Origin of the sequence: Thiothrix unzii (assembly GCF_017901175.1) — a bacterium.
GTDB lineage: Bacteria > Pseudomonadota > Gammaproteobacteria > Thiotrichales > Thiotrichaceae > Thiothrix > Thiothrix unzii.
In genome coordinates this window covers 3330054-3348638 of record NZ_CP072793.1, presented here as the reverse complement: position 1 = coordinate 3348638, position 18585 = coordinate 3330054, and the positions used below count along the sequence as shown (strand labels likewise).

The following is an 18585-nucleotide window of genomic DNA, read 5'->3' as shown; positions in this document are numbered from 1 at the left end:
CATCAGCCCCGCTTCGCCAACAATGCACTGTTTTTCAAGGCTTGATCAAAGAAGCCATCAGGCCAAAAATCCAGTTTACCGTTTTGATAGATTTTAGGAGATTTAACTTCAGTCACTCCCTCCTTATTTTTAGTCAGATAATGAAAAGCAACATTATCTGCATCCAGCAAACCTTCTTTTACTGCCAGTCGAATACCATCCATCAAGTGATCACTGTGTGTTTCCACCAATACCTGCACGCCTGAAGCAGCCGCTAAAGCTAATAAACGTCCCATTGCCGTCTGCCCCTGTGGATGCAAGTGAGCCTCTGGATTTTCCAGAATCACCAATCTCCCTTCCGATTGCCGCTTCTCATCCCAACGTTCACCCCAATTATTAACCCATCCATCAGCAGGTGCTTGTGCAACCATACCCAAAACCGCTACCAAAATAGGCAAGGTATAGCTCAAGCCAAAACCCACATTGACTGGACGGAATGTATCAATCTCTGCCCGTGATACATCCGCTTTTGCATCGGGTTCAAATGAAAACTCGATGCCGGGGGCAATCTCACTTAACCATCCATCCAGAACATGTTGCAATGATTTAGATTGCGCTTTGGGATGCACCAATGTGTCAGGTATCCGTGAATCACGTAATCGTCCCAACACATCCAACACATAACGGCCTTGTTCTCCCATGTCTGGTAGTGCCGAAAATGCCCGACGCAACGGCAACACAGTTTGTGGCCCCAAACGGTCTGCACTGACATAAAAACTGACGGGGCAACGTTCGGGATTTTCCAACGCATCATCATTCAAGTGAAAACGCGATGACGTGCCATCCGTAAATATGCACATAATTTCAATCGCATCACTTGGAAAAGACAAACGTGAACGCATATCACTGACATCACCATGATGTTCTAACAGCGGCGATTGACCATTTGCTGCTTGTTGATACATCCGCACCGCCTGAATCAGGGAGCTTTTGCCGCTATTATTCAAACCCGATAGCAAAGTCAGTGGCTTAAAAGGAATTTCTGCATCAGGATAAGATTTAAAAGCTTTTAAATGTATGGCACTAATCACGCCGTTTGCTCCTGCTTTGCATAAGTAATGATATTCTTCACCAGATTACCAAGATACATATAACGACGCTTAACGCTCTCAACCTTTGAAGCATGGCGGCTGATAGAGGAGTAAAGTGACTCCCCTATATGTCCATTTAATAAAAGACATGAATAATTTTCTATTCTTTTTTCATTTTCCTCTGAAGGTGTTTCTTGAATTCTCAGAGGGAATACTCTGATAAAGTCTATATCATCTCCAAATACAAAAAATGTCAATTTCTTTAAATTAAATTCTTTTATTATTCCATCAGATGTTTTATATATTAAAGATTCCTCTTTAAAATCAAAATCTGCTATTAAAAACGGATCAATCAATTCTCGCAGCCTATCATCGCCATTTAACAGAATATCATATACTCTCACTAAAAGCTCCTTATTCCTATGCAATACATTAAAATCTTCTTGATTTAATTCTGCGAGAATATTTCCCCATGTTTCAAATAATGCTTTATTGACCGGAGTACGATAATAACCTCGAACAGATAAGGATTTACGGAACGTATATTTCCCAAACAGTATTAGCCCCCGCCTCATGGCAAGTTCAAAACGCTCACTCAGGCATTTAATACTTCTTACTTTAATCTCAGGGATATTTTCTTGGCTACCAAATATCTTTATAAGCTTTGACTGCTCTAAATTGGGCATTAGGTTAATAACACGCATGGTATTACTTAACCATGTATCCATATTACCCTTATAGGCAGAGTGTGGAAAAACCGCAAACGCTAAGAAATAAAGCACCAGTTCACGCGCTGCCATCCGACTATCATTGATAGAGTTATCTGTCGCTTCCTTAAAAGATTTACTTTCTGCTAACGTTGCGAGCAAATCTGTTACTTGCCCCTGATACAAGGCATGACGTATTTCTTGGGAGGTTAACGGTAAACCACCAGTATTCAATCGCTTGAAAACATTGCGCTTAACTTCTTCTGGCGTACCTGGGTTAATAATGGTAAAGCGCATTTCTGTTTCTAAGATGGTATTGATCATCCGCTGATAGGCCGGACTATTAATATCAATATCATCGAACGTTTTACCGTTTAAGCGTTCCCCCAGAAACTCCAGTTTTTTCAGCCGCAATTTCGCGTTGTTCTCATCACCCAAAATAAAATTACGGATGGTAGACAAACGTTGCAAGCCATCCACCACGTCCCAACGTCCTTCCACATCCGCTGACACGTAGAACATCGGCAGAGGAATCCGTAGGATAATAGATTCAATCAAACGGCTACGCCGCCCATCATCCCAAACCTCTTTACGCTGGAAATTGGGGTTGAGACGAACAGAACCTTGCTTCAAACGCCGAATCAGGGTATCCATCGGCACAACACGCTGTTCAATGGAAATCAAATCAGGATCAAATGGCTCAATCAGATCGTCAGCATCATCAGCTTCGACACCCGCAGGTTCACCACTCTCGGATCGTGCTTCATGAATAGTGGTAAGCTGTTTCTCTGGGACAACCCCATTCTCTGATGCCTCAATTTCCGTGGACTCATCAATCATGATGATTTTATTTCCTTTGAAAACATGGAATGACACCGATTATCTACGCTCCACTCGATAAGAACAAGGCGGCAAGCGGTGGCAGAGTCACTTCCACAGAATGCGTAAAGCCCATCCAAGGCTCTGCCAACACCGACAACGCCCCCGCATTACCGCAGTTACTACCGCCATAATAAGTCGAATCGGTATTCAGAATTTCGCAATAACTCGCCGCCTCCGGCACACCAATGCGGTAGTTATAGCGCGGCACTGGGGTAAAGTTTAGCAAAATCACCACCGTATCCTGCGCTGTTTCGCCGCGACGCACCAAACTCAGCACCGACTGATCCGAATCATGGCAATCAATCCACTGAAAGCCGCGCCCGTCAAAATCAAACTGATGCAACGCCGGTAAATCCCGGTACAACCGGTTTAAATCCCGCAATAAATGGCGCACGCTGTCATGTGCCGGAAAACTGCACAATGACCAATCGAGTTCACGCTTGGCGTTCCATTCTGCCCATTGCCCGAATTCCGACCCCATAAACAGCAATTTCTTGCCGGGATGCGCGTAATGCCATGCGTAAAACAAGCGCAAATTCGCAAATGCCTGCCAGTAATCCCCTGGCATTTTATCCAGCATACTGTGCTTTAAATGCACCACTTCATCGTGCGACAACGGCAACACAAAGTTTTCCGAATACGCATACATCTGGCTAAACGTCAGCAGATTATGGTGATATTTGCGGTGAATCGGGTTTTGCTCAATGTACGACAGGTTATCGTTCATCCAACCCATATTCCATTTCATGCTAAAACCTAAACCGCCCAGCTCCACCGGACGCGATACCGCAGGCCATGAAGTTGATTCTTCCGCAATCGTCAGCACTCCGGGGAAATAGCCATGAACCACCGTATTCATTTCCCGCAAGAACGCAATGGCTTCTAAATTTTCACGCCCGCCGTACTGATTCGGCAACCATTCACCCGCCTTGCGCGAATAATCCAGATACAGCATCGAAGCCACCGCATCCACCCGCAACCCGTCGATATGGAATTCATCAATCCAGAACAGCGCGTTGGAAATCAGGAAATTACGCACCTCATTACGCCCGAAATCAAAGATCAGCGTTCCCCAATCTTGATGTTCGCCCCTGCGTGGGTCAGCGTGTTCGTACAGCGGTTCGCCGGTAAATTTTGCCAGCGCGAAAGCATCTTTCGGGAAATGCGCCGGAACCCAATCCAGCAACACCCCAATGCCTTGCTGGTGACAAGCATCCACAAAAGCACGAAATTCATCCGCCGTACCGTGGCGGGCAGTCGGTGCGTAATAGCCCGACACCTGATAACCCCACGATTCATCCAGCGGATGTTCCGCTACGGGGAGCAATTCAATGTGGGTGTAATTCAAATCTTTCACGTAAGGAATCAACGTTTCCGTCAATTCTGCCCACGAATAAAAACGCCCGTCCGGGTGTTTGCGCCAAGAACCGGTATGCACTTCGTAAACGCTGAGTGGGCGATGTTGCCAATCAAACTCGGCGCGTGCTGCTACCCATTGCGCATCTTGCCAAGTGTAATCACCTACGCTCGGAACGCATGATGTGGTTTCTGGGCGTAAAAACATTTGCTGGGCATACGGGTCGGTTTTAACCAGCAAATGCCCATTACGGTTAAGAATTTCGTATTTATACGCCGCGCCGCTTGGCAAGCCGGGAATAAATACTTCCCACACCCCGGAATCCCCGCAACAACGCATCGGGTGTTCACGCCCGTCCCACTGATTAAAATCGCCGACCACGCTCACACGTTGTACGCCCGGAGCCCAGACTGCAAAACGGCAACCTTCAACGCCTTCTAGTACCAGCGGATGTGCGCCCAAGATTTTCCAAGCATGATGATGCTTACCTGCCATCAACAAATTGAGGTCGAACGCACTTAACAGTGGTTTCATGGCGGTGTATTTCCTAAACGTTGGTGGTGTAATAAGGATTCGTGCAAAACCGATGCCAAGTTTTCCGGCAACTGTGACCACTGGAAACGCCACTGCCAATTGCCGTCGACTGTCCCCGGTACATTCATTCGTGCCGCATTATCCAACTGCAATAAATCCTGCAACGGCACTAACGCCAATAACGCATTACTGGCAAACACCGTATCCAGCATCGCGGTGGTTAACGCGCTCACATCGGTAATTGCCAGCGACTGCAAGACGTGTTGCTGCATCGCAGCATCCAGACTGTTAAACCAGCCCAGTAAGGTATCATTGTCGTGCGTCCCGGTGTAATACACGGTATTTTCACGCACGTTCTGCGGTTTATGCGGGTTATCTTCAAAATGGTCAAAGCTAAACTGCAATACGCTCATACCAGGTAAAGCGTATTTATCGCGCAACGCGGTGACATCCGGGGTAATCACCCCCAAATCTTCCGCCACTAACGGTAAATCGCCCAAAGCCGCTTGAATACTGGCTAACATGGCATCGCCGGGAACGTTTTGCCAGTAACCGTTGATCGCGGTCGGCTCACTCGCCGGAATCATCCAACTCGCCGCCAAGCCACGAAAGTGATCAATCCGCACCAGATCAAAAAACGCAAAATGGTATTCCAAACGTTGCCGCCACCACTGGAAATCGGTTTGCGCCATGCGTTCCCAGTGATAGTGCGGGTTGCCCCAGCGTTGCCCGGTTTCAGAAAAATAATCCGGCGGCACGCCCGTAACCCATTCTGCTTCACCGTCTGCATTCAGCAAAAACAATTCCGGGTGCGCCCAGACATCCGCGCTGTCATAAGCCACAAAAATCGGCATATCGCCAAACAGTGCGACACCTTGCCGGGTGGCGTATTGACGTAAATCCTGCCACTGGCAATAACAACGGTATTGCTCTTGAATCAAGCTGCTAATCGCCGCCGCGTGTTCACTACGCACTTGCGCCATTGCCTGCGGTTCGCGCTGACGCAACGCACTCGGCCATGCCGTCCACTCCTGCCCCGCAAACTGCTGCTTCAACACCATGAACAATGCATAATCGTCCACCCAATGCCGCTGACTTTCGTACCAAACACTGAAAGCGGTAGCGTCATCACTCCCCGACACCCCGCCAGCAAACAACCCCGGATTAATCGCAAACGCCGACGCACACTGATACGGCGACAACCCCACCAGCGGCACACCCAACGGCAACATCTGCCACACCCGTAAACCCGCCTGCGCTAACCAATCAACCCAGCGATAAGCATCTGCATCCAAACGACCGGATGGCAATGATGTCGGGTGCAACAACACACCAGCAACACGCCCCGTATTTAACCCTTGACCCATTACGTATTCCTGCGCATCGTACCGGCGTTTTCCGCACCGCCACCGCCTTGTGAAACTGGCTTATCGAGATAATCGGGAGCTGGCACACCCAACAGCGCGTATAACTTACGCAACTGCCGCCGATACAACCGCTCGAAATCACGCACGCTGTCCGATGGGTTGTAATCCCCAAACCACCAGAACCAGTCGGAGCCTTCGCACACCCCTAATTGACGGCTGGCAAGCTCTTGCTGTGCCGGTGTTAATGACCCTGCTGCCATCACACGATCAAACACGTGTTTGGCTTCCACCAAGTAATCCCAGCCACGATTTTTGTCTGGCGAACCAATCCAAGTCGAAAACGAACCATACACCCAGCTCCCCGCACATAACGCAGGCAATGGGCGTGAGGGTAAAGTTTGGCTAACTTGTGCAAAGGTGGTGACATTAATCTGATCAGAACTCACTAATGCGGCATACAAGGCTTCGAGGAAATACGCACCGTTGTTCGGGTAATATTCCCACGCATTTTCCCCATCCAGAATAATCGACACGACGCGCTGCGGTGCATGACTATTTAAGAAAACCGCAATGTTTTCCAAATGCTGAACGAAATCACCCACGGCATCACGGGCGTGCCAATCGCTGTATTTAAAGCCGATTAAATCCGACAAGCCGTCATCGCGGAAAAACACCCGCACCTCAGAATCTGCCAACTGGTAAGGCATAAACAGGCTGCGTTTGCTGTGTTCGTCCTCGCCGTCGTAAGCCGATAAGCGGCAACTATTACGCCACACACCTTCACCAGAAGCCGTCCAGCGAATCCCGTATTCATCCAGCAAGCGCACCGCATCTTCGCTCACACCACCTTCGGATAACCACACACCTTGCGGTTTACGCCCGAAATAATGCTCAAATACTTCAATACCGCGCTGTAAATGCCAACGCGAACGCTCCACACCTTCCGGGTAATCCGCTGCGTGCGGTGCAGGTGCATCCGGTAATGCACAACGCATATTCTGGAAATCGTTGAGCAACGGCACAATCGGGTGCATGTACGGAGTCATCGACAGTTCAACCTGCCCGCGTTCCGCTAATTGCCGGTAACGTGGTAGCAATCCCGCCAAACAATCACGCATTACTTGCAGCAACTCATGCCGGTCTTGCGCTGTAAACTCCTTACCCTGCGCCATTAAGCGTTGCACACTTGGAAGGTGTTGCAACGACTGCCCCAGCCAAGCCAAGTGATACCAAGTCAGCAAATCCAGAAAATACTGGTCACTTAAATACACCAAGGAACAACGAAACCGCTGATTACCCACACCCGACTCATCGGTTGCGCCAATCATTTTGAACAAACGCTGAAACGGCGGGTGCTTATGAATCATCGTCGGCGCGTGGCAACGCTGGCATTCCCCGATCAGTTCCGCACGCTGACTGACATCAACGGGAATCGGCTCGATACCCGCCAGTAAATTCAACAAGCGGTCATGCATCGGTGCGCCGGTTTCCAGAAACTGGGTTACAGACTGCGCGTAATCATCCACCTGCTCCAATAGCACCGAAGAAAAATTCACTACACAACGCATACGCGGCTGCATTTCCAAATGTGCCGCCATATCGCTGTAATCTTTCAAACCGTGCAGGTAAACCCACGGCAAACGGTAATCACCGTCTAAGCCATCACGATACCAAGGCTGGTGCATGTGCCAGCACAAAACGACATTTAGCTTGCCATCCGCCATAAGGTATCCTTGTCTTGGTCACTGTTGCCGGTGCGCAATTTCTGCCCCATCATTTCCGCCGTAATTAACACAATCCCCTCTTCGGTGACGTGGAAACGCTTGCGGTCGAGTTCTAAATCTTCACCAATTACAGTGCCGTCAGGAATCACCGTGCCTTTATCAATAATGGCTTTGGTAATGCGGCAATGCTGCCCAATACTGACTTTCGGCAAAATCACGCTGTCTTTGATAATGCTGTACTTTTCCACCGTTGAAGCGAAAAAGATCATGGAACGCTTGACCCGCGCCCCCGACAGGATACACCCGGCAGAAATCAGCGAATCAATCGCTTCGCCACGGCAACCATCATCGTCAAACACAAATTTAGCGGGTGGGTATTGCGCCTGATAAGTCCACACCGGCCAATCACGGTCATACAGATTCAGTTCGGGATCAACCCCGCACAACTCCATATTCGACTGCCAGTATGAATGCAGCGTACCCACATCGCGCCAATACCCCGGTTCACCCGTGCTTTTGCGGAAAGGGTAAGCCATTGCTTTGGCTTTATGGATACTTGACGGAATAATGTCTTTGCCAAAATCGCGCGATGAATGGGCTTTAGATGCATCTTCATGCAACACGCGGTACAGGAAATCCCGCGAGAAAATGTAAATCCCCATCGAAGCCAAGGCCACACCCGGCTTACCCGGCATTTCTTCCGGCTGGCTGGGTTTTTCCACGAATTTGTTAATCCGTGAATCCTGATCCACCGACATCACCCCAAAACCTTTCGCTTCTTCCACTGGCACTTCAATACAGCCCACGGTGAAATCTGCTCCCGTTTCGTGGTGATACATCAACATTTTGGAATAATCCATTGTGTAAATATGATCACCGCCCAGCACTAACACGTAGTCGGGGTCATGACGCTGCACAATATCCATATTCTGGAATAGTGCATCCGCCGTACCCTGATACCACTCTTTCTTCGCAGTACGTTGTTGTGCCGGTAAAATTTCCACGAATTCGCCGATCTCCGCACGCATGAAACCCCATGCCCGCTGTAAGTGACGAATCAACGAGTGCGATTTATATTGGGTTAATACCCCAACGCGCCGAATCCCGGAATTCACGCAGTTAGACAGGGCAAAGTCGATAATGCGGTATTTACCACCAAACGGCACTGCCGGTTTCGCTCGCCACATGGTCAAATCTTTCAAACGTGAACCTTCACCGCCCGCCAGCACCAACGCCAACGTTTTACGGGTCAATTCCGTGACCATCTTTGGCTCAGTGTAATAGCGGTACAGCTTGGCCTGTTGCTGTTTATCCAAGGTCATATTGTTGCTTCCTCATCGCAGATCATTGTGGTGTCAAGTGCCGCTGCCAAAGCTCCTTGTAAGCCGAGGCGCGTATTAGTAATTAAATAAATAGGCGTTTGCTGGACTAAACCGGACATGCGCCCCTTGTCGCAGCACGCCTGTAAAAAGCGTGGAGTTTGCAGCCAAGGTTGAATCCGTGCGGAAATACCGCCGCCCAGATACAAACCGCCGCGTGGTTGATAGAGCAGGGCAAGATTGCCCACCCAATTAGCGTATATGTCCACAAACAGCTCCATTGCTGCGTGTGCCACCGGATCGCCAGCTAAAGCGGCGGCATTCACTTCCGCACCGTTACGCGCACCCAACGCAGGCGGGATTTCCCCGGTCATATCTTGCAAGCAAAAGCGGTAAACCTGATTCACACCGGGACCGGATAACACCCGTTCCCACGATACATGCGCAAAAGTTTCACGCATAAAACTCAATAAACGTTGCTGTTGCGGATTAGCTGGGGAAAAGTCGATGTGTCCGCCTTCTGTGGCAAAAGCGTGGTAACGCCCCTTGGTTTTGGCTTGCATCCATGCCAAACCCAAACCCGTGCCCGCACCGGTAATAACACGGGTTGCGCCAGCCAGCGGTTCCGCTGGATTCAACATAACGTAATCGGATGCTGTCAGCGTGGCGACACCGCGTGCTGCCGCCTGAAAATCATTGATAAATAGTAAATGTGGAGTCTTCAACGCTGCTTGCAGTGCCATGCGTTCCAGCGTCCAGTCGAGATTGGTTAAACGAATAACCCCATCCTGCACCGGCCCCGGCAAGGCAAGGCACACCACCGCTGGCGACGCGCTTTGCCGGGCATCGCTAACAAACTGCTGCATGAGGCTATCGGCACTGACGAAATCGGCACTCGCGTATACATGCTCAAAGCACACACTCACCACGCCATCGACAACCTTTGCCCATAGCAACCAGCTCTTGGTGCCGCCAATATCACCTGCAATAATGTCCATGCAATACCTGTGGTTCTATTTTTTGCTATCTGTCTTTAGCTCAATGCTAACAGCTTCACGTTGTGCTTTACCTTGTGACAGGTCAAGGTTCGATGAATATTTTCCTTATTGCACCTGTTCGCGATAATGATTAATCAGACCATTGGTCGATGCATCGTGACTATGAACCGCACTTGCTGCGTGTAATTCCGGCAAAATTTGCTTAGCTAACTGCTTACCCAGTTCCACACCCCATTGGTCGTAAGAGTTTAGGTTCCAAATGACACCTTGCACGAATATTTTATGCTCATACAACGCAATCAACATGCCCAAGGTATGCGGAGTCAGCGCGTCCAGCAATAAAGCATTACTAGGGTGATTGCCAGCAAACACCTTCGGGGCTAACGGCTCGCTCGCACCACTGGCAACGGTTTCCTCCAAGGTGCGCCCGCGCATTAACGCTTCGGTTTGCGCAAGGAAATTAGCCATCAGAATATCGTGATGCGCGTGCAAGGCCGTCGGTGGTGTTACCGAAATAATGAAATCCGCCGGAATCAGTTTCGTACCCTGATGAATAAGCTGATAAAACGCATGTTGCCCATTGATACCCGTCGCTCCCCAAATAATCGGCCCGGTCGACTGGCTAACAGGGTTGCCATCGCGGTCAACCGATTTACCATTGCTTTCCATATCTGCCTGCTGCAAATACATCGGCAAACTGCGCAAGTAATGATCATAAGGTAAAATTACCTGCGATTCAGCCGCGAAATAATTGTTGTACCATACCCCCAGCAACGCGAGGATCACCGGCATATTTTCTGCCAGCGGTGCGCTACGGAAATGCTGATCCATTGCGTGCGCCCCGGCTAATAAGGCACGGAAATTTTCCATCCCAACAGCCAGCACAATCGGCAAACCAATGGCTGACCATAGCGAATAACGCCCGCCAACCCAATCCCAAAATCCAAACATATTGGCAGGGTCAATCCCAAAATCCATTACCGCCGCACGATTGGTGGAAACTGCCACAAAATGCTTGGCAATGTGCGCCGGGTCACGCGCCTGCTGTAAAAACCATTCACGCACGTAATGCGCATTACTCATGGTTTCTTGGGTGGTAAAGGTTTTCGAGGCGACGATAAACAAGGTGGTTTCAGGGTCAAGATTTTCCAGAATCTCTACTACATGCGCCCCGTCCACATTCGACATGAAATGCGCACGCAACTGCGGTGACTGATACGGTTTCAAGGCTTGGCACACCATTTGCGGCCCCAGATCAGAACCACCAATCCCAATATTCACCACATCGGTGATTGGCTTGCCCGTATAACCACGCCATGCACCACTACGCACCTGCGCGGCAAAAGCCTCCATGCTGACTAATACCGCATTGACTGCTGGCATTACATCCTCACCATCGACCATGACCGGGGTATTACTGACGTTACGCAAGGCGGTGTGCAATACCGCACGCCCTTCGGTATGGTTGATTTTATCACCGCTGAACATACGCTCGCGCCATCCGGCAACATCCGCTGTTTCCGCCAGTTGCAGCAACAAACTTAAGGTTTCAGGCGTAATTCGGTTCTTGGAATAATCCAGTAAAATACCGCCGACACGCAGGGAAAACCGCTCGAAACGCGCCGGATCTTGCGCAAATAATTCACGCAGGTGTGTATCACGAATGGCTTGGAAATGTGCCGCTAATGCGGCTTGAACAGTTGGCATGATTCCTCCTCACTAAGCCCCGGCAAACAAACATGGTTAAGGGTATGCAAATAATATGCCGGAACACGGATGCGCAGTATTGATCTAACGCACGTTATTGTTATTGATGATACAGAATTGTCCGCGAAATACGATGAAGGCGCAATGAATTTGCACCGTTTTTGTGCTTAATGCGCCGCACGAGCCTATCCGACCGTTGCCGCCTGCTGACAACCACCGTTTTGGAGTACGCCTGCACGGATGGTTTGCAGCAATTGTGGCGCGTATTCCGGCAAAGGATTTTCGATCACACCATCCACGCGCAACTGGATCATACGGATCGCCCCACCAAAAATGCTGGAGGTAATGACCCACGGATCAAGCGCAACGAAATCACCGTTGTCGATACCTTGGCGCACAATCTGACGCATTTTGGTAAACGGGGCAGAACGACACGCCAACGGTTCTTCGGAAATGAATTCGGTGTGCTTGGCATGAAACGCAAAGGCGATGATATTGCGGTGGGTTTCGGTGTAACCAAATAACTGCTGGATAATGGCTTCACATTGCTGCCAAGGGGTTGGGTATTCCGCCATGACCGCATCCACTAACTCGTCGACTTCATTAAGGATATGTTTGTAGAGTGCTTGCGCCACGCCTTCTTTGCCGCCGAAGTGATTGTAAATCGAGCCGATGCTGACTTGCGCACGCTTTTGCACTTCGTGGATTGAAACATTGTGGTAGCCATTTTCGACAAACAAATCCAATGCTGCGGTCAGAATACGACAGTCAATCGGTTCGGGCTGGGTAGGACACTTCTTTAAGTACGGCATACTGACAAGCCTAGCCAATCCCCCGATAAATAGCAATTGACAGAAATGAACATTCATTCTACTTTTGAGGAACAATACATTTAGGAGTAGAGCGTATGAAATGCCGTGCAGCCGTGGCGTGGGAACCTAAAAAACCACTGGTGATTGAAGAAATTGAAGTCGAAAAGCCGCGTGAAGGTGAAGTTTTACTGCGAGTGGTAGCTTCAGGCGTGTGTCATACCGATGCGTTCACCTTGTCGGGCGATGACCCCGAAGGCGCGTTTCCATGTATCCTCGGTCACGAAGGTGGCTGTATTGTGGAGGAATGTGGCCCCGGTGTGAAAAACCTGAAACCGGGTGATCACGTTATCCCGCTGTACATTCCTGAGTGCGGTGAATGCGAATATTGCCATTCCACCAAATCCAATTTGTGCCAATCCATTGCCTCGACGGTGTGGACAGGCTATATGCCAGACCATACACGCCGCTTTACCTGCAAAGGGCAGCCGATTTACCACTACATGGGTTGTTCCACGTTCTCGGAATACACCGTTGTGCCGGAAATTGCGTTGGCAAAAATTAACCCTGCCGCGCCGCTGGATAAAGTGTGTTTGCTGGGTTGTGGCGTGACCACGGGGATTGGTGCGGTGCTGAATACGGCTAAAGTTGAACCAGGTTCGACGGTTGCGGTATTTGGTTTGGGCGGAATAGGCTTGTCGTGCATCCAAGGCGCGGTGATGGCAAAAGCCGGGCGCATTATTGCCATCGACATCAACCCCGGCAAGTGGGCAATGGCGCAAGCACTGGGTGCTACCGATTTCGTTAACCCCAAAGACGTGAACGGTTCGATCAGCGAATACATCAAGGAAATCACCAATGGCGGCGTGGATTATTCCTTCGAGTGCATTGGCAATGTCCACGTGATGCGCGATGCGCTGGAATGCACCCACATGGGTTGGGGTGTTTCCACGGTGATAGGGGTGGCGGGGGCTGGGCAGGAAATTGCTACCCGTCCATTCAACTTGGTGGTTGGGCGTACTTGGAAAGGCACTGCCTTCGGTGGCGTGAAAGGGCGTACCGAATTGCCGGGTTACGTCGAGCGTTACCTAAGCGGCGAAATCGTGCTGGATAGCATGGTGACGCACACCATGCCGCTGGATGACATCAACCGTGCGTTTGATTTGATGCACAGCGGCGAAAGCATCCGTTCCGTGATTATTTTCTAAGGAATGCCTATGAAGCTGATTGAAAGTGTTAAAGAATTCGGTGGCTACCTCAACCGTTACACCCATTATTCGGTGGCGTGCCAGAGCGAGATGACGTTTTCGATGTATTTGCCACCACAGGCTGCGCACAGCAATGTGCCTGCGTTGTATTGGCTGTCAGGGCTGACCTGTACCGATGACAACTTTCGGGTGAAGGCCGGGGCGCAACGTTACGCCGCCGAGCATGGCATTGCGCTGATTATTCCTGATACCAGCCCACGTGGGGATAGCGTGCCGGATGCCCCAGAACATTATGATCTGGGGCAAGGTGCGGGCTTCTACGTCAATGCGGTTCAGCCGCCGTGGGATAAGCACTTTCGTATGTACGATTACGTAGTGGAAGAATTACCCCATTTGGTGGAAATGCATTTGCCGCTGATTCCGGGGGTGAAATCCATTAGTGGGCATTCGATGGGTGGGCACGGTGCATTGATTGCCGCACTGAAAAATCCCGGAGCTTACCGTTCGGTGTCGGCATTTGCGCCGATTTGCCACCCGCTGAATGCGGCGTGGGGCAAGGGCTGTTTCACTGCGTATTTGGGTGAGAATGCTGCATTGTGGCAAGCGTATGATGCGACATGCTTAGTGCAGGCAGGGGCGCATCTGCCGGAGATCTTGATTGATCAAGGCACTGCGGATGAGTTTCTGGTGGACGGGCAATTACAGCCAGAAGCATTTCAGGCCGCTTGTTTGCAGGCTGAGCAGCCATTGTCTTTGCGGATGCAAGACGGCTATGACCATAGCTACCATTTCATTGCTACGTTTATCGGCGAACATATTGCTTGGCACGCCAAAGCATTACGGTAATGCGCCTGACCAACTGAAAAATTATCAATCTACGGCTGCTTTCCCCAAGCAGCCGCATCCTTCCCAAAACAATCACCTAGCCTTGTCACCTCACCCAAAATCTACCGCTCATCGGTAAAACCGAACAAAAAGCGAATCTAGTTAAGAATTTTTGATTTGCTTTGTCCGCCCTTGCTTACGTATATTTGGTTCGTGTTTTGTTCGTTTTGATAAAAGGAAAGCCCATGCTCACCCGAAGACAGCAACAAATTATGGACATTATCCAAACCTTGTACGCGCGTAACGGCTACGCCCCGACTTTGGATGAAATCGCCCTTGCCAGCGGCATTAATACCCGCAGTACGGTGCATCAACACGTGCAAATCCTAATCCGGGAAGGTTATTTGCAAGCAGCGACGGGTAAACGTGCCTACCGGATGCCTTCCGAGGCAGAGTCGCACCACCCGCAGCAGCCGTTAGCGTTACCGTTTATTGGCTGTATCGCTGCCGGTAAGCCGATAGCCGCGATTCCCGGTCGTGATGAAATTAACCCGCTGGATATATTCAGTGGTAAAGGGCGTTTCGTACTGGAGGTCAAAGGCGAATCCATGATCGACATCGGCATTATGGACGGTGACTTTGTGGTGATTCAAACCCAAGAGGAAGCACGTGATGGCGAGGTAGTGGTAGCGTTAGTGGAACGCGAGGAAGCCACTCTCAAACGTATTTACTATTTACCCGACGGCAACATTGAGTTGCGCCCCGAAAACAGCACGCTGCGCCCAATGGTCTATCCGGCGGAAAGCGTACAGGTACAGGGCAAAATGGTCGGTTTATTCCGCAGCTATTAAACAACATCTAAGGAGACAACCATGACTAGCGATATGACAACGCAACAACCGCCACTCAGCCAAGAACTGAGTGAATTGCACACCCTGAATGCACAACCGGAATGGGGGCAGGTCTGGAAAGTCACCCGCGCTTTGCTGGTGGTGTGGGCAGTCGCGGTGTGGGTACTGTTGATTTTATTTCCCGGTGTCGGGCAAATCAGTGACATGGCGAGTGCGACGTTGCACTTACCGTACATGCTGATTGGTTTGGCATTGGTGGGCGCAGTAGTGGCAGCACACAGCTTAAAGGCTGATGGTCACTTGCTGTGGTTTTTAGGCGTATTACTGATGTTAGCAGGTTGGATGTGAAAAGCGACGTGAGGAAAGCGGCAACTTCCCCCACGTCTAATCCCTGCATTCAAAGAGTTCGATCACAGGAGGGTTTCATTATGACTGATTCTACCACAAACACCAAACTTGACCGACCAGCGCACCTGGTGGCTACCAAATCCCTGCGCGACATCCTCGCGGATTTGCGCAAAGCCGAGGCGTGGTTATTGATGGCGGCCTTCGCGGCATTTCTGGCTTCCGCGTTTTTTGTTGTGAAATATTTCGTGGGCGGCGACATGATTCCCGCCAATTGGACAGGGGAGCAATGGGCAAACGCGCTATTAGGTTTGGGCATTACCGCTGTGATTACCGCCGCCCAAGCATTTTTATACGCCAGCGGCTACAAAGGTTCGGCGGCAATTGCTGCCACCATTGTAGTAGTGTTTTTCGGCCTGTTTTCGGAAGTGTCGCAGTCGATGGAACGTGAGGATGCTACCGTGCGCCACCGTTCGGAAAACTCCCCAGTGTTCCAAGCCGCGTTGGGCAGCATTACCACCTTAACCAGCACCGCCGCGCAAATTTCCCCGGAACAAAAAGCCTTGGCTGATGCGCGGGCGCAATTGCATTACTGGCAAAATCTCAGGTCGCAAAAACAGGCGAATGCGGCAAAGGTGAAAGCTTCGTTTGCCACCATTGAGCGCAATATTGCCCGCTATCAACAGCAATCGCTGTCATTCGAGCAGCAAACCCAATGGCAAGGTAGCAACCATGCGAATTTGCTGGGTGGGGCAATTGCGCAAGCCAAAGCCTTGGAATACGACGAGGACAAGCATTACGCCATGATTCGCCTGATTAAAGGTTTGTTTGGGGTAGCGGGGATTTGGGCATCGTTTTTGTTTTCAGTGATTATTATTGGCACGTTTGAATACGCTTTCCACTTTGTCGGGGCGTATGTCGCGGATCACAAACGCGCGTTATTACTGCTGGGGCGCGACACACGCGGTGAATTGATTCACCCCGAAAATCCCGCATTAATCGCCGCTCAAGAAAACGGCATTCCCAAAGATTACGGCAATGCCTTGCGCGAAACTTACCTAAACTGGGTGACACCAGAGCGTGTGCCGGTGAGCAATGGCACAGCGGAAACCCGTGCGCAACCCTCCACACCGGTTGAAGTGCCTGTCGCCGCGCCAGCAACAGCCGAGGAACGCCCTGAACCGATGCCGTCAAATGTGCCGGATTTAACCCGCGAACGCTTTTTCCGGCTGATTTATACGGAAGTGCGCACCCGTATTATCAATGGCACGATCAAACCCACGGTGCGCCCGGTGACAGACGCGGTGACGGAGGTTATTCGCCATCACACCCAAACCTTAGGGTTACAACCATCATTAATCGGCAAACCGGAACGCCAGCGCATCGCCGAAAAAATCCTCGAAAAACTGGCACAAGAAGCGGTATTAGAACCCAATCATGAACAAGGCATTGGCAAACCCAAATACCGTTTGGCTAATCGTTGGGCAAATCGCCCGCCGACCGACATTCCCGCAGCCGCACATCTAGCGCAATAAATGTTCCGCAGATAACGCTCGTGGGTATATCATGCCCCTTCATCCCGCTCTGGCTGCAAAATGTAGCCAGATCGTCTATATAGGGGGATACCTTTTTCGAGTGTCGTTGCGGAAACATTATGAAAAATCCATTCATTAGCATCATCCTTGGGCTATTACTCAGCGTTAGCGTCAGCATTCAACCCGCGACGGCTGCGAATACTTACGGGCCGACTACCGGGCAGGAAACTCTGTGGAGCATCGCCAGTCGCCTGCGCCCCACTTACGCTGTCAGCACGCAACAAATGATGTTGGCGATCCGTGCGAAAAACCCACAAGCGTTTACCGTTTCCAATATTAACGCGCTGAAAAAAGGCTCGGTACTGAAACTGCCCACACTGGCAGAAATTCAACAACTGGATCGGATTCAGGCATTACGCAATGCCCGTCAACAAAACCGTCACTGGCAGGCACGGCAGCAACACACTTACGCCAAAGCACCTCAAAAAACTGCCAAGCCCAAAGCCACGCGCGTCAATCTCAGTGCCGCCCGCACCACCCAGCAACGCCTTAAACGCGAAATTGCTACCCTGAAAACTCAGCTCAAACAAGAACAACAGCGCAGCACCCAATTGAGCGCGAAGATTCGTGAACTGCAAGCGACTACAGCGGGCACAACGACCACACCAGCGGACTTGGAAACCTTGCGCACCCAAGTCACCGAAATGAAAACCGTCTTGGCGGAAAAAGATTCCCATATCAAAAATTTACAGGCATCCCTCAAAGAAGCCAGTGAATCCATCAAACGGCAATACGCTGAAAATCAAGCACTTTACGACAAACTCAAAACCGCCAGCCCGGAAAGCGTGCCACCACCGCCTGCGGCTACCGGCAATAAACCACAACTGACGTTAGCAGAAGTGCCAACCGACACACCGGCTGCCAGCAACACTGCTAAACCGCCCGCCGTTTTTACTGATCAAGTAGCTGGTGCTATACCAACACCCGCAGCCTCAACCGGCACACCGCTCACCAGTTTATTAGAGCAGCAATCCGCCGCCGCCAAAGCGCAACAAAATGCAACAGCAACTGGCACGACGGATGCCATCGCTCCTGCGGGTACACACAACGGAACCACTGCGAACACGGTTACGCCCTCACGTTTATCATTTATCATCGCGCTGATTTCGCTATTATTTATCTTGGCATTATTGTGGCGAGCCTTCAGCCAGCAACGCAGCCTGCGCAAGGAAATTGCCAGCTACACTGCTGAACCCGCATTCGATGAAAAATCCGACGAACGCACCGAACCCAAGCTCAACGGATGATGCAGTTTTTGCACAAGCGGTGTGGATAACTATCCGCTCA

At 50.5% G+C, this 18585-nt stretch carries 15 protein-coding genes; 6 read left to right on the top strand and 9 right to left on the bottom strand.

The genetic code is table 11. The features are described from left to right. Nucleotides 1-2: 2 nt before the first annotated feature. The 9 genes from J9260_RS16690 to J9260_RS16650 form a co-directional block, all read right to left on the bottom strand. A complete protein-coding gene (locus J9260_RS16690; RefSeq protein WP_210218840.1) occupies nucleotides 3-1070 on the bottom strand; it encodes an AAA family ATPase in 1068 nt (355 codons plus the stop codon). Further along, nucleotides 1067-2617 (bottom strand): DUF262 domain-containing protein, encoded by a 1551-nt coding sequence (locus J9260_RS16685; RefSeq protein ID WP_210218839.1) that lies wholly within the window; start codon nucleotides 2615-2617, stop codon nucleotides 1067-1069. Before J9260_RS16685 ends, J9260_RS16690 begins: the two co-directional genes overlap by 4 nt. A gap of 43 nt (nucleotides 2618-2660) precedes the next feature. Continuing rightward, on the bottom strand, nucleotides 2661-4550 hold the full coding sequence (gene glgB, locus J9260_RS16680) for a 1,4-alpha-glucan branching protein GlgB (RefSeq protein WP_246499499.1): 1890 nt from the start codon (nucleotides 4548-4550) through the stop codon (nucleotides 2661-2663). Beyond that, a complete protein-coding gene (gene malQ, locus J9260_RS16675) occupies nucleotides 4547-5917 on the bottom strand; it encodes a 4-alpha-glucanotransferase (protein ID WP_210218838.1) in 1371 nt (456 codons plus the stop codon). Before malQ ends, glgB begins: the two co-directional genes overlap by 4 nt. Continuing rightward, nucleotides 5917-7641 (bottom strand): glycoside hydrolase family 57 protein, encoded by a 1725-nt coding sequence (locus tag J9260_RS16670; protein WP_210218837.1) that lies wholly within the window; start codon nucleotides 7639-7641, stop codon nucleotides 5917-5919. Before J9260_RS16670 ends, malQ begins: the two co-directional genes overlap by 1 nt. After that, nucleotides 7623-8963, bottom strand: a complete 1341-nt coding sequence (gene glgC / locus J9260_RS16665) for a glucose-1-phosphate adenylyltransferase (protein ID WP_210218836.1) — start codon at nucleotides 8961-8963, stop codon at nucleotides 7623-7625. The genes J9260_RS16670 and glgC overlap by 19 nt, the downstream gene beginning before the upstream one ends. Further along, nucleotides 8960-9958 carry a glucokinase gene (gene glk / locus J9260_RS16660; RefSeq protein WP_210218835.1) on the bottom strand — a complete coding sequence of 333 codons (999 nt, stop codon included), beginning with the start codon at nucleotides 9956-9958 and terminating at the stop codon, nucleotides 8960-8962. Before glk ends, glgC begins: the two co-directional genes overlap by 4 nt. A gap of 105 nt (nucleotides 9959-10063) precedes the next feature. Further along, complete coding sequence (gene pgi, locus J9260_RS16655) at nucleotides 10064-11665, bottom strand: glucose-6-phosphate isomerase (RefSeq protein WP_210218834.1); 1602 nt, start codon at nucleotides 11663-11665, stop codon at nucleotides 10064-10066. 185 nt (nucleotides 11666-11850) lie between these two features. Continuing rightward, nucleotides 11851-12477, bottom strand: a complete 627-nt coding sequence (locus J9260_RS16650) for a TetR/AcrR family transcriptional regulator (RefSeq protein WP_210218833.1) — start codon at nucleotides 12475-12477, stop codon at nucleotides 11851-11853. A 95-nt stretch (nucleotides 12478-12572) separates the two neighbouring features. Here J9260_RS16650 and J9260_RS16645 point away from each other — a divergent pair, with 95 nt between their 5' ends. From J9260_RS16645 to J9260_RS16620, 6 genes are all read left to right on the top strand, one after another. Next, nucleotides 12573-13682, top strand: coding sequence for an S-(hydroxymethyl)glutathione dehydrogenase/class III alcohol dehydrogenase (locus J9260_RS16645; RefSeq protein WP_210218832.1), 1110 nt, complete (start codon nucleotides 12573-12575; stop codon nucleotides 13680-13682). A 9-nt stretch (nucleotides 13683-13691) separates the two neighbouring features. Beyond that, nucleotides 13692-14528, top strand: a complete 837-nt coding sequence (fghA, locus tag J9260_RS16640) for an S-formylglutathione hydrolase (protein ID WP_210218831.1) — start codon at nucleotides 13692-13694, stop codon at nucleotides 14526-14528. A 224-nt stretch (nucleotides 14529-14752) separates the two neighbouring features. Beyond that, complete coding sequence (gene lexA / locus J9260_RS16635; RefSeq protein WP_210218830.1) at nucleotides 14753-15358, top strand: transcriptional repressor LexA; 606 nt, start codon at nucleotides 14753-14755, stop codon at nucleotides 15356-15358. 21 nt (nucleotides 15359-15379) lie between these two features. After that, complete coding sequence (locus J9260_RS16630; RefSeq protein WP_210218829.1) at nucleotides 15380-15706, top strand: hypothetical protein; 327 nt, start codon at nucleotides 15380-15382, stop codon at nucleotides 15704-15706. Nucleotides 15707-15786: 80 nt separating this feature from the next. Further along, nucleotides 15787-17238, top strand: coding sequence for a hypothetical protein (locus tag J9260_RS16625; RefSeq protein WP_210218828.1), 1452 nt, complete (start codon nucleotides 15787-15789; stop codon nucleotides 17236-17238). Nucleotides 17239-17357: 119 nt separating this feature from the next. Continuing rightward, on the top strand, nucleotides 17358-18545 hold the full coding sequence (locus J9260_RS16620; protein ID WP_210218827.1) for a FimV/HubP family polar landmark protein: 1188 nt from the start codon (nucleotides 17358-17360) through the stop codon (nucleotides 18543-18545). The last annotated feature ends 40 nt before the right edge of the window (nucleotides 18546-18585 follow it).